14 protein-coding genes are annotated in these 13,112 nt (G+C 33.5%); 3 read left to right on the top strand and 11 right to left on the bottom strand.

Going from position 1 to position 13,112, the window contains the following annotated elements:
• Nucleotides 1-83 precede the first annotated feature (83 nt).
• Together GN105_RS08930 and GN105_RS08935 are read right to left on the bottom strand one after the other, a co-directional pair.
• Entirely contained in the window at nt 84-992 is a 909-nt protein-coding gene (locus GN105_RS08930; RefSeq protein WP_155285058.1) for a bifunctional metallophosphatase/5'-nucleotidase, read from the bottom strand.
• A gap of 21 nt (nt 993-1,013) precedes the next feature.
• Nucleotides 1,014-1,802, bottom strand: a complete 789-nt coding sequence (locus GN105_RS08935; RefSeq protein WP_155285059.1) for a 5'-nucleotidase C-terminal domain-containing protein — start codon at nt 1,800-1,802, stop codon at nt 1,014-1,016.
• Between the two features lie 63 nt (nt 1,803-1,865).
• Between GN105_RS08935 and GN105_RS08940 the strand changes: the two genes are divergently transcribed.
• On the top strand, nt 1,866-2,381 hold the full coding sequence (locus tag GN105_RS08940) for a DUF6913 domain-containing protein (protein WP_155285060.1): 516 nt from the start codon (nt 1,866-1,868) through the stop codon (nt 2,379-2,381).
• Nucleotides 2,382-2,398: 17 nt separating this feature from the next.
• On the top strand, nt 2,399-3,286 hold the full coding sequence (dapA, locus tag GN105_RS08945) for a 4-hydroxy-tetrahydrodipicolinate synthase (RefSeq protein WP_173014993.1): 888 nt from the start codon (nt 2,399-2,401) through the stop codon (nt 3,284-3,286).
• Between the two features lie 63 nt (nt 3,287-3,349).
• Here dapA and GN105_RS08950 read toward each other — a convergent pair whose 3' ends face one another.
• Nucleotides 3,350-4,570, bottom strand: coding sequence for a metallophosphoesterase (locus GN105_RS08950; protein WP_155285062.1), 1,221 nt, complete (start codon nt 4,568-4,570; stop codon nt 3,350-3,352).
• 40 nt (nt 4,571-4,610) lie between these two features.
• Entirely contained in the window at nt 4,611-5,336 is a 726-nt protein-coding gene (locus GN105_RS08955; RefSeq protein WP_155285063.1) for a copper homeostasis protein CutC, read from the bottom strand.
• A gap of 169 nt (nt 5,337-5,505) precedes the next feature.
• Between GN105_RS08955 and cdd the strand changes: the two genes are divergently transcribed.
• Nucleotides 5,506-5,982 (top strand): cytidine deaminase, encoded by a 477-nt coding sequence (cdd, locus tag GN105_RS08960; protein ID WP_155285064.1) that lies wholly within the window; start codon nt 5,506-5,508, stop codon nt 5,980-5,982.
• A gap of 59 nt (nt 5,983-6,041) precedes the next feature.
• Here the strand turns inward: cdd and GN105_RS08965 are convergent, their stop codons facing one another.
• The 7 genes from GN105_RS08965 to GN105_RS08995 all read right to left on the bottom strand — a co-directional run bounded on the left by GN105_RS08965 (nt 6,042) and on the right by GN105_RS08995 (nt 13,084).
• The gene (locus tag GN105_RS08965; protein ID WP_155285065.1) at nt 6,042-8,447 is read right to left on the bottom strand and encodes a 3-hydroxyacyl-CoA dehydrogenase/enoyl-CoA hydratase family protein; all 2,406 of its coding nucleotides are present in this window, start codon (nt 8,445-8,447) and stop codon (nt 6,042-6,044) included.
• A gap of 191 nt (nt 8,448-8,638) precedes the next feature.
• On the bottom strand, nt 8,639-9,301 hold the full coding sequence (locus tag GN105_RS08970; RefSeq protein ID WP_155285066.1) for a PAS domain-containing protein: 663 nt from the start codon (nt 9,299-9,301) through the stop codon (nt 8,639-8,641).
• Nucleotides 9,302-9,339: 38 nt separating this feature from the next.
• Nucleotides 9,340-10,023, bottom strand: a complete 684-nt coding sequence (locus GN105_RS08975; RefSeq protein ID WP_155285067.1) for a PAS domain-containing protein — start codon at nt 10,021-10,023, stop codon at nt 9,340-9,342.
• Nucleotides 10,024-10,303: 280 nt separating this feature from the next.
• Nucleotides 10,304-10,822: a GNAT family N-acetyltransferase gene (locus tag GN105_RS08980; protein WP_155285068.1), complete on the bottom strand. Its 519-nt coding sequence runs from the start codon at nt 10,820-10,822 to the stop codon at nt 10,304-10,306.
• 14 nt (nt 10,823-10,836) lie between these two features.
• On the bottom strand, nt 10,837-11,628 hold the full coding sequence (gene dapF / locus GN105_RS08985; protein WP_155285069.1) for a diaminopimelate epimerase: 792 nt from the start codon (nt 11,626-11,628) through the stop codon (nt 10,837-10,839).
• A gap of 13 nt (nt 11,629-11,641) precedes the next feature.
• Nucleotides 11,642-12,466, bottom strand: coding sequence for a phosphatidate cytidylyltransferase (locus GN105_RS08990; RefSeq protein WP_155285070.1), 825 nt, complete (start codon nt 12,464-12,466; stop codon nt 11,642-11,644).
• An 18-nt stretch (nt 12,467-12,484) separates the two neighbouring features.
• A complete protein-coding gene (locus GN105_RS08995; RefSeq protein WP_155285071.1) occupies nt 12,485-13,084 on the bottom strand; it encodes an LUD domain-containing protein in 600 nt (199 codons plus the stop codon).
• Nucleotides 13,085-13,112 lie beyond the last annotated feature (28 nt).

Below are 13,112 nucleotides of genomic sequence, written 5' to 3' on the forward strand. Positions count from 1 at the left end.
CAAGCGAACAAAACACGAACAATATTAAATTTGGTTAATCTTTTACAAGCATATACTGAAAAAAGACATTTTTCACTTTATTTTCAAACCTCTATACTTACCGCACGATTATGAATGTTTCTTCCTTCCTCAAAATAAAAATCAATTCTTCCTAAATTAATTCCATAACATCCCACTTGATTGACTAAAGTTATATTCCCTTTTTTGTTAGTAACTAAAGTAGGTTCCGGTAAAAAAGTATGTGTGTGTCCTCCTATAATCAGATCTATTTCAGAGGTTTGTTCAGCAATTGTCAAATCACATATAATTTCATTAGTGTCGTATTTATAGCCCAAATGTGACAAACAAATCACTAAGTCACATTTTTCTTCATTTCGTAGTTTACGTTCCATATCTTGTGCTATTTCAAGCGGATTCAAATAAACCGTCTCCTTGTAATTAGCTTTGTTTACCAAATTCTCCAACCTGATTCCCAGACCAAAAACCCCTATACGAATTCCGTCCACAACGTAAACTTTGTAAGGCTTTGTGTGTCCGTCCATTATTGTATTTTTGAAATCGTAATTTGCTGTCAGAAAATCAAACTTCGCGTGAGGAAGCTGAGCAAATAATCCTTCAAGTCCGTTATCAAAATCGTGATTCCCGAGCGTTGCTGCGTCATATTTTAACATCGACATCAATTTGAACTCCAATTCGCCCCCATAAAAATTGAAGTAAGGTGTCCCCTGAAAAATATCTCCCGCATCAAATAAAAGTGTGTTTGGATTTTCCTGACGTATTTTTTCAATCAGATAAGCACGTCGAGCCACTCCTCCTTTATTCGGATTTCTTGGGTCATTTTCAGAAATAGGTTCTATGTGACTGTGTGTGTCATTGGTATGCAAAATGGTTATTTTTTTTGTATTTTGAGATTTCATCGAAAGAGATAAACCTCCCAAACCCACAAATAATGATGTTGCTCCTATATTTTTTATAAATCTTCGCCTTTCCATAACCTTATGTTTAGTTTTAAATTACTTATCTTCAACAAAAATAAATCTGTCATCTCTTTCTACCTTTATAGAATCTATCTTTTTAAAATAGTCAATAAGCACATTTCGTATTAAATAGTCTGTTTCGTAAGCACTTATTGAGTTTTGGAAAAATATCATTCCGTCACCTCCGTGCATCAAATAATCAGAGGTCGCAACCACGTATGTTTCATCAGGATTAACAGTTTTTCCATTAATTGTAAATACCTTTATATCACCTTTTTGCGTAATATGAAGTTTTACTTGATTTGATAAAGGATGTGCTTTTTTCGCCTTGATTAAATATCGTGTCATTTCATAAAGCTTTTCTCCTTTCATCTCTAATACCACCAATTTATTCTCAAAAGGCATCAGATTATAAACCGTACCTACTGTTACGTCTCCCTTTGGTAAATCGGAACGAATCCCTCCCCAATTCAGCAAAACAAAATCAATATTTTTTCCTGTTTTTTGAAAATAAATAGGATTTATTATTTCAAAAGAAGCATCTGCTATCAAATTTCCGATAGGAACATTTAACTGATTGGTTTCCTTAACCAAAGCCTCAGGATTATACGTCAAAAACGTTGCTATTTCCTTGCTAACGTGCTTCTGATAAGGAAGTATAAACTTCTCTATTTCAACATCTTTCTCTTCGTTATTAGCTGCAATTTCTATATTTTTCCCTTGAATTAGGGTCAAATTATTTTTCGCAGGTTTACACGAAATAAAACAACAAACTGTTACAAGTACAACAAAAAAATAGTTCATTCCTAAATACAACTTTTTCATAAATGATTCTTATTTATAAATTTTATCTTTATCTTTGCGAACAGACCGTAAAAGTAGTAAATTTTGGAATTTCTAAAAAATTATTTTCTAAAAAAACAAATTCAGAAGAATTTAAAAGCCTTAGAAAAATACTCTACAAGGCTCGGAAACTCTATTTCAAAGGTAGGTTGCATCATTGATATGGATGTCATAAAAGATATTGAACCTCTTTTGGAATTGGTAAAATATTACAATTTGCGTCCTGAAAACTATATTTTTTTAGGATACAAACAAAAATCCGAAGAAACTCATACAAACGGAGTTCCCTTTTTGATAGATAAAGAAATTAACTGGCAGGGAAAAATTCGTAACTATCACGCTGACAGACTTTCGGAGCAAGAGTACGATATTTTAATAAACTATTTTAAAACTCCAAAATTACCTTTATTATTGCTTTCCTCTTCCATAAAAGCTAAATTACGAATTGGCTTTGAAGGAATTGATAATCAATATAATGATGTAACTATCAACTGCAAACTGGAAGACGAAGCCATTTTCACTACCGAAGTTAAAAAGGTACTATCAACAATGCTGAAATAAAAATAAAAAATAATATCATTATGGAACAACTAAAAGGAACAGGAGTTGCATTAATAACTCCATTTACATCTGATAATAAAGTAGATACAGAGGCTTTAACCAAGATAGTAAACTATGTAATTGATGGCGGAGTGAAATATCTTGTGGTTTTAGGAACTACAAGTGAAGCTCCCACTCTGACTAAAGATGAGAAAAAATTAGTTTGTGAAACTGTTATAGAAGCTAATAACAAACGTTTGCCTTTGGTTATCGGAATCGGAGGAAATAATACTCAAACAATTATTGATGAAATAAATAGTTTTGATTTATCCGAGTTTACTGCAATTTTATCAGTTACACCATATTATAATAAACCCTCACAAAACGGATTATATGCACATTTTTCCGAAATTGCAAAAAATTCTCCGCTTCCTGTCATTTTATACAATGTACCGGGACGTACAGGGGTTTCAATGAATGCCGATACGATAAATCGTTTAGCCAAAAACTTTGAAAATATAATCGCTGTAAAAGAGGCTTCTGGTGATTTATCTTTAGATATGGCAATAATAAAGGACAAACCTGAAGATTTTCTCTTTATCTCGGGAGATGATTTTTCCACGCTTCCTTCCGTATTTATGGGCGGTTCGGGAGTGATTTCCGTAATAGGAATTGCTTTTCCGAAAGAATTTTCTGAAATGGTAAGACTTGGTTTACAAGGAGAAGTAGAAAAAGCCAGAGTTATTCATTATCAGCTGATGAAACAAACACATTTTGCTTTCAAAGAAGGTAATCCTGTGGGAATCAAAGCTATACTTGCAGAAAAAGGATTATGCAGCCCATTTGTTCGCTTACCTTTGGTAGAGGCATCTAACGCTTTAAAAGCTGAAATTAAAGCAGATATACAAATAATTAGCAAGTTGTAAGGACTTGAAATTTTTTAGCCGAGATTTGAAAATTATTTAAATTTTTCAAATCTCGGCTTTTTATTAATTTTTCTTTTTTCGTAATTCTATTACGGTAATTTCTGGCCAAATTCCAACTCTTCCGGGGAAAGCGTGATATCCAAATCCACGATTAACATTTAGTTTTTTACCTCCTTCATCGTACATTCCTCCCCAATATTTGTACTTCCATTCCGATGGACTCCATTTAATAAAACCCTCTATTTCAATTCCTAATTGCATTCCGTGTGTATGCCCGCTAAGCGTTAATTGAATATTTTTGTTTTTCGGTAAAACCTCGTATTCCCAATGTGTCGGGTCGTGACTTAAAAGAATTTTAAAATCCTTATCATCAACATTTTGCATTGCCTTTTCTAAATCTCCGTATTTTGAAAATCGTCCATATCCCCAATTTTCAACTCCTATAATTGCAATTCTTTGTCCGTTTTTTTCAATATAACGATGGTCATTCAAAATTAAATCAAAACCCATTTCTTGCTGTATATCTTTCAGATTTTCAAAGTTTTCTGCCTTTGCTTCAGGAGTTTCCCAAGCAGAATAATCGCCGTAATCGTGATTTCCCAAAACCGAAAAAACTCCATCTTTGGCTTTCAGTTGTTTAAGAATGTCTTTCCAAGGAAGCAACTCATTTGCCAGATTATTCACAATATCACCCGTTATCATAATAACGTCACTCTTTTGCTGATTAATCAAATCAATTCCGTACTGGATTTTAGCTCTGTTGTCAAAACTTCCTGCGTGAATATCAGATATTTGCGTTATGGTATATCCGTCAAATGCTTCTGGCAAATCATCGTAATAAAGTGTATATTTCCAAATTTTATAATCGTATTTTCCTCTCGTAACTCCGTAAATAACAGACATAAACGGAATAGAAGCTATCCCCAGCCCCAGTAAGCTCACAAATTTTCTCCTCGAAGGAAAATGCTGATTTTCAATTGTTTTCTTACGGAATAAAAACTTAGCAAAACGCTGTATATCTTCCAAAAATAAAACCGAAGAAACTACAACCAAAATAATAAGCCAAGTTACCAACGCACCCACCGAATATTGCTGAAAGATTGTCCAAACTGCTTTGGTACGCAAGAACCATTGTAATATCACATTTGCAACAATCAAAATTGAAATCGCCCAAAAAACATATCTTCCTGTTTTAGAAACATTTAGTGTTTTCAGAACTTGATTTGAATAAAGTATAAGTAAAAAATATACTACTGCAAATGATAATAAAATTAAATAAATCATTTTTATTAAGTAATTGATTTTTAAGGATTAGTAATTATTTTTAGCCATTCATCGCATTGATTATCAGTTTAATTTGTTCTATTCCTGAAATCGGACGTACTGACTCATCTAAGAAACTCGCCGTGTTGAAAGAAAAAGGCAACTGACTTTCTGACTTCTCAAAAATCGTTCCGGAAAAATGCACTTCGTTAAATCCGGCTTCTTTGATTTTCAAAATTGTTTGCGGATTAATTCCTCCGCCCGGCATAATTGTAATTTTTCCTTCGGCAAGGGCATTTAATTCCTTCAATAAAGGCAATCCTTCCACTGCTGATTTTTTTCCGCCAGAAATCAAAATACGCTTCACTCCAAGTTTTTTCAATAATTTAATCGCCTCCGTTGGATTTGGAACGCAATCAAAAGCTCTGTGATAAATAAAATCCATTGTTCCTGAAGCCTCCATAAGCCGTTTTGTACGTTCTTCATCAATAGTATTATCCGGATTTAAAACGCCTGTAACCACACCTTTACAACCCAATTCTTTACAAAGAACAATATCTCGAAGCATCACGTCAAATTCCTCATCCGTATATGTAAAATCTCCGCTTCGTGGACGAATCAGCACGCAGTTTTCAATAGAAAGCTCATCCATAACTTTCTTGATAAGCCCAAAACTTGGAGTAACTCCTCCTACTCCTAATTCGCTACACAATTCAATACGATTTGCACCTGCTAATTGAGCGTTTCTTGCTGATTCAAAAGAACTTGCACATATTTCAAATACCATAATCCAAAAAATTTATGTGGTTAATAAAATGTATTGTTTCCAAGTTTGATTGATTTTATCAAAATTTCAATCTCTTTTTTTAATTTAACGGCACAAAAATACGCCTTTTTAATGATTATTTTCCTATATTTGTTGCGACAAGAATGAAACTTAATATTCTTTTAACAAAATGGAGCATTGTTTGACCATAAAGTACACCATTTTTAATGACTTTGATGAATTACCCGAATCTGTGCAAAAATTGATGAAGGAAGCCATCAAAGCAAGAGAGAATGCCTATGCTGCATATTCAGGTTTTAAAGTGGGTGCGGCTGTTCTTTTAAAAAATGGAGAAATTTGCATTGGTTCCAATCAGGAAAATGCTGCTTATCCTTCGGGATTATGTGCTGAGCGTGTGGCTGTATATCAGGCTTCTGCCCGATTTCCAGAAGAAACTATTGAGGCGATAGCTCTCACAGGAACTGCTAAGGAACCTACACAACATCCGGTTTCTCCTTGCGGTGCTTGTCGGCAATCGCTTTCTGAGTATGAAATCCGTCAGAAGCAACCCATTAGCGTTTATTTTATGGGAGCTTCAGGAAAAATTATCAAAGTAGAATCCATCAAAGACCTTCTTCCTTTTTTATTTGACGGAAGTCTTTTGTGATATTAAAAAAACAAAAATGAGATAACTAAACATTATCTCATTTTTGTTCTCATTTATGATTAATTTCGTAAAGGTTTTCCGTTTTGTAACATATATTGAATGCGTTCCAAAGTTTTGCGTTCTGTACAAAGTGATAAGAAAGCCTCTCGTTCCAGTTCTAAAAGATATTGTTCAGAAACTAAGGTAGGTTCGGAAAGGTCACCTCCTGACATCACATAAGCCAATTTATCTGCAATTTTTTTGTCATACTCTGAGATATAATTTGCTGCATTCATCGAATTCGTACCGACTAAGAAAGCCCCAAGTGATTGTTTTCCAAGAACTTTAATATCGGTTCTTTCTATTGGTTTGGTATATCCTGCTTCAGCAAGAAGCAATGCGTGTTTTTTAGCTTCGGCAATTTGCCTCATTTTATTGACAACCACCACATCTTTCCCTTTTTGGAAAATATCCAAATCAAATGCTTCATACGCCGAGGTCGAAACTTTTGCCATTGCGATAGTTAAAAAGTATTCCTGCAAACGATTGAGTTCAACATCATTTTTTCGTAAAGAATCTGAAAATCTGATAGTTAATTCTTTTGTACCTCCACCTCCGGGAATAACTCCCACTCCAAATTCCACTAAACCAATATATGTTTCGGCAGCTGCTACAACTTTGTCGGCGTGTAAACATAATTCACATCCACCTCCTAACGTCATTCCGTGAGGAGCTGCCACTGTTGGTATAGATGAGTATCGCATACGCATCATTGTATCTTGGAAATACTTGATAGTCATATACAATTCATCATATTCCTGCTCCACTGCCATCATAAAAATCATCGCAATATTTGCTCCTACCGAAAAGTTAGATCCCTGATTTCCAACAACTAATCCTTGAAAGTCTTTTTCTGCCAAGTCAATAGCTTTATTAATCCCTTGAAGTACACCACCTCCAATAGTATTCATTTTTGAGTGAAATTCTAAATTCAAAATACCATCACCCAAATCCAAAATGCTGGCTTCGGCATTTTTCCAAACAGTTTTTGTCGGGCGAATATTATCTAAAATAACAAATCCTTCCTGACCTGGTTTTTTCAGATATTTTTTATTCGGAATATCATAATAATATGTAAATTCGTCTTTTATCACATAAAAAGATTTACTGCCTGAGGCTATCATATCTGTAATCCACGAGGCTGGTTCATACCCTTCGGATTGCATCAAAGCTACTCCTTCTTGAATGCCAATGGCGTCCCAAATTTCAAAAGGACCATTAAGCCAACCGAAGCCTGCTTTCATTGCATCATCAATTCGATATAACTCATCTGAAATTTCAGGAATACGATTTTGCACATAGGCGAATAACGCTGCAAAAGTTTTTCGGTAAAATTCTCCTGCCTTATCCGTACCTTTTATCAAGATTGGAAAACGTTCAAGCACATTTTCAACAGATTTTGTGAGCTCCAACGTAGCAAAGGAAGCCTTTTTTAAAGGTTCGTACTGCATTGTATCTAAATTCAACTCCAAAATCTCACTTTTTCCTCTTTCAGAAGCCACTTTTTTGTAGAAACCTTGCTTGGTTTTCTCTCCCAAACTATTATTTTCAATCATTTTTTGAATAAAATTGGGAAGAACAAACAAACTTCTGGCCTCATCGTTTGGGCAATTTTGGGCTAATCCATTGGCTACGTGTACTAATGTGTCCAATCCTACCAAATCTGCCGTTCGGAAAGTTGCTGATTTAGGACGACCAATAACCGTTCCGGTTAATTTATCCACTTCCGATACCCTTAATCCTAAATCTTTTATAGTATGAAAAATATTCATTATGCCAAAAATTCCAATGCGATTACCGATAAATGCTGGTGTGTCTTTGGCTAAAACGGCTGTTTTTCCTAAAAATTTTTCTCCGTAAGATATCAGAAAATCAACTACTTCAGGTTTGCAATTTGCACTTGGTATTACTTCAAAAAGCTGAAGGTAGCGAGGCGGGTTAAAAAAATGCGTTATGGCAAAATGCTTCCTAAAATCCTCGCTTCGTCCTTCACTCATAAAGGAAATAGGAATTCCTGAAGTATTGGAAGTTACAAGCGTACCTTCTGTTCTGTGTTTTTCAATTTTCTCAAAAACTGCTTTTTTGATATCCAATCGTTCTACAACAACTTCAATTATCCAATCGGCATCTTTTATTTGTGCAATATCATCTTCTAAGTTTCCCGTTTCTATTCGTTTAGCAAAATTTGTGTGATAAATTGGAGATGGTTTTGACTTTAAAGTTTTCGCTAAATTATCATTAACAACCCGATTTCTTACTTGTTTATCCGTAAGTGAAAGTCCTTTTTTAAGCTCATTTTCATTTAGTTGCTTCGGAAGAATATCCAACAACAGAACTTTTACACCTATATTCGCAAAATGACAAGCAATACTACTACCCATAATTCCCGAACCAATAACGGCAACTTTTTTTATTCTTCGTTTCATAATTTACATATTTATATTCAAATAAAAAACTGTAATTCAATATATTAAATATTTACAGACAAAAAAATATTCTATACTTCCACCAAAGGTAGGAAATATTTCAAAAAGTTAGAAAAATATTGCTATAAAAAAACAGATGCTTCAAATTAAGTTTGAAGCATCTGTTAGAAATGTATTAATTAAAATGAATGCTATGAGAACAATTTCTCAAAAAAACTTTTACGCTTCAAATTCATTTGGTCATTCACGTGGTAAATGTCATCTGAAATTATCGTCGCATTATTACTTGTCATTGACATTGATGAACTAGCCTCAGCAAATGATGATTCTTCTTGTGTTTCGGACATAATGCTAATCACGAAATCCATATAATCTTTTCCCTGCTTTGCCAAGTAATTTTTAAAAAAACGACTACTCAGCTCAATTCCTCCAATTTTTTCGAGTCTTAATAATGTTTCATAGAAAGGAGCTATGTGATTATCTATAGCACTTTGAGGGACAGCCTTCCTTCTTCCTATGTAATGGGTAATATTTCCCATTATATCTCTTCTTATTTCAAAATCCGTAACTACCCAGTAATATTCTCCAAACTTTGTCATATTTTTAATTATACCAACAAAGTTATTTCCCTTTTTCAAATTATCCCATAACATTTTAAATACCACTTTTGGCATATCGGGGTGCCGAATTATATTGTGAGGCTGACCAATAAGCTCAGCTGGAGTATATCCGGAGACTTCTGAAAATACATCATTTACATTAGTAATAGTTCCGAAACTATCCGTTTCACTAATAATGGTCTTGGTTTTGTCCCAAGTTACCTCTCTGTTTACTGGTGTTGGTCTGGCTGTCATTATATAATTTTTTAGTTAGAAAAATATTGCTATTAATTTTATGAATATAATCTTTCAAGAAAACTTTTACGTTTTTCTTCAATTTCGTCATTTAATGTGTAGGTGTTACCTAAAATATTTGTGCTTATTCCCGAGGATGTAGCAGGAACTTCTTCAAAAGAAAGATGTTGTTTGTTTTTTGTTACAATATCAAAAATAAAACCTATATAGTCTTTCCCTTCTTTGTCAAGATAATTTTTTAAGAAACGACTACTCAGCTCCATTCCTCCTATTTTTTCCAACTTCAGTAAGGTTTCATACAAAGGAGCTATGCGATTATCAACAATGTCTCTGGAAACAGACTTTCTTCTTGCTATGTAATTGGTAACATTCCCTAAAATGTCCTTCTGAATTATAAAATCTGTAATTACCCAATAATATTCTCCAGATTTTGCTAAATTCTTGATTACACCAACGAAATTATTTTCATTTTTTAGATTGTCCCACAACATTTTAAAAATAAGTTGAGGCATATCGGGGTGACGAACGAGACTATGAGGTTGCCCAATCATTTCAACAATAGAATAACCACTCACATCGCAAAACGCATCGTTAACCTCCACAATCCTTCCATAAATATCGGTTTCACTAACGATGATTTTCGACTTATCCCAAACAACTTCCCTGTCAATCGGGAGTGGCTTTTTTGTTGTTAGTTTAATATCTTGATAGTCTGTAATCATAACTCATATTCGTCAAGGACAAAGTTAAGGAAAAAGAGAAGAAAAAACCTTTTTCAATATCTTATTTTTTTGCTAAAATCCAAACCGAGTTTTAACATAATTTAAAGAAATTATTTTCGAATAATGCCTTTTTATTTAACTTTATTTTATGGTTTTATAGTTATAGAATTAAGATTTGTTGTTATTATCACAAATTTCAATAAAAAAACTTTGCTTGATGTCTCCAACCAGCAAAGTTCCCATATTACTATACTTACAAAAATATTTATTCTAAACTTACCTAAAGCTTTTTCTGATATATCATCACATCTTTAAATTTTCCTTGAGAAAAAATCCAATCTTTTTTAACTCCGTAAGAAATAAAACCAAACTTTTCAAAAAGCTTTATACTAACTACGTTATCTTCTGGAATATAAGCTACTAACTGATACAAGTCAAGATATCTTTTAGCATAATCGATTAAATTTTCCAAAGATTTTTGCCCAATCCCTTTGCCTTGATATTTTTCAAAAATAGCAATTCCTACACAAGCTCGTCTATTCTTGGGGTCAAAATCATACAAATCTATGCAACCAAATAACTGATTATCAAGTGAAGAAATTACATATCTGAATTGCTTTGCTTCATAAATATCTTGCTTTGCATTTTGTATGTATTCCTTTAGTAAAAATCTTGAAAAAGGAATTTGAGTCTGGCTTACCTCCCACAAACTTTCCTGATTTTCAAGCTCGTATAAAAAATCAACATCTTCAGGTTCTAAAGCCCGAAGTTTTATTTTTTCTCTTTCCAAAGAATTCATTTTCAATATATTTGCTATATTTTCACCTCACAATTTCCTTCAAAAACAAAGGTAGCCGCACCGCATAAATAAACATTCTCATAACCCTTTTCTTTCCTTTCAAAAAGAACTTTAAGATTTCCTCCTAAAGTTCGTAAATATACCTCTTTACTATTAGTTTTTCCAAGATGATACATAGAAATTGCCACGGCTGTTGCTCCCGTTCCGCAAGAATAGGTTTCTTCCTCCACTCCTCGCTCATAAGTACGAATATTGAAGGTGTTTTCGTTTTGCTGACTTACAAAGTTTATGTTACTTCCTCCTTTGTCTTTATAAAGCTCTCCGTATCGAATTTTTGCTCCCTCAGCGTTCACATTCATCTGATTCACATTATCAACCATTTGAACGTGATGCGGAGAACCCGTGTTTAGAAAAACATAATTCTCCTCAACTTGAATGGTTTCTACATTTTTCATCTGTAACTGCACTTCATTTTGAAGATTGATTTGTGCCGAATGTTCCCCGTCCGTAGCAATAAAATGTGTTTTATCAGAAATAATTCCAAGTTGTTTTGCAAAAGCTACCGTACATCTTCCGCCATTACCACACATTGAGCTTTCTTTCCCATCAGAATTGTAATAAACCATTCTAAAATCATAATTATCAGTATTTTCCAAAAGGATTAAACCATCTGCACCGATACCAAATCTGCGATGACATAAAAAAGCAACTAACTTCTGATTATTTTTAGGAAAGCTTTCATCACGATTGTCTATCATTACAAAATCATTTCCCGTCCCTTGATATTTATAAAAATGTATATTCATTTTCAACTATTTATCAATTAAAATAATCTAAAATTTGTAATACTAAATATGCAAAAGGAGATGCAAAAACAAGGCTATCAAGGCGGTCAAGTAATCCTCCGTGTCCAGGCAAAATAGTTCCGCTATCTTTCACATTTGCCACACGCTTAAAACTTGATTCCACAAGGTCGCCAATAGTTCCTGTAACAACCAAAACCACTGCCAAAACAATCCATTCCCAAGTTTCCCTACTACTGTAAAAAGCTATAATAGAAGATGTTATAGTCGCCCCTACAAGTCCGCCTACAAAGCCTTCTATCGTTTTTTTAGGAGAAATACGCTCAAAAAGTTTATGTTTACCAAAAGATTTCCCTGTTAAATATGCAAAGCTATCACTTGCCCAAATAATGCACAGAATCCCAATCATTGTGAGCTGAGCATCAAACTGCGAGTAAACTACATCACATTCTTTTTTGTATATTAACGGAATGAAAACACATCCGCCACCAATGTACAACAAACTGATTAGCAGCTTATATCCATTATCCCGAAGCCGTAATGGCGTTTTTCCATAGAACAAAAGCAGCGTTAAATACACATTTGCCAAAATGGTAAACAACAAAAATATATAAACAGAGAAAACACTCACCTTCAGGTGAATAAATAGCCACCAAACAAACAAAAAGATTATAAAAACAGACAAACCTTTGAGCCTGACAAGTCTCTTAAATTCAAAAAGACAAATTATCCCGAAGGACAAAAATAAAAAATCAAATGCACTGGCGTCCAGCATTATAGCCGAAAGCAAAAGGAAAATATAAATAAATCCTGTTATCGCTCGTTTAAACAGTTCGTTCACAAGTTATTGATTTTCAATTTATAAATCTTCTAACAGAATGAGATAGGTCTTTTTGTAAGTCCCTCCATAATTCATAATATCATTCTGATTTCTATCCTCCTTGAAGCTACGAAGCGTTACCAAACCAGTAGGTTTTCGTTTGGTATATTTAAAGTTAATTCCTCGCATTCCTTCTGTGATGTCCTTTACCATTTGGCTTGTTTTGGCAAAAACTACAAAAATTTCAGGAAGTTCCTCTGTTTTCTTTTGTTTTAACTGATTTGATGAAAGCATAATTCCCCCAAGTGTAGTTATTAAATACTCGCAATCAGTCAAATAAACATTAGAATTTTGTATATTGGAAGTAAAAAGAGAGTCGTATTCCTCGAACATATTTTTTAAAGATTCATTGGAATAACTTATTTTTACATCTACGCCTATTTCTTTTAAAATATTACGAAAAACCCCTTGTACTTCAAAATCAGAAGTACAGTAAATGAACTTCCCTCCATTTTCGTTAAATTTAATTGCAAACTGCTCATCTGCAGGTAAATCATCATTAAAAATAGAATTAACTTGAGGGACTTCTTTTTTGGATTCGCTATTTCGTGTGCTAAATATTTTCTTAAATAAATTCATTAACTTTACTACATTTTTAGTAGTTATA

Source organism: Capnocytophaga felis (genome assembly GCF_009684755.1).
GTDB classification, from domain to species: domain Bacteria; phylum Bacteroidota; class Bacteroidia; order Flavobacteriales; family Flavobacteriaceae; genus Capnocytophaga; species Capnocytophaga felis.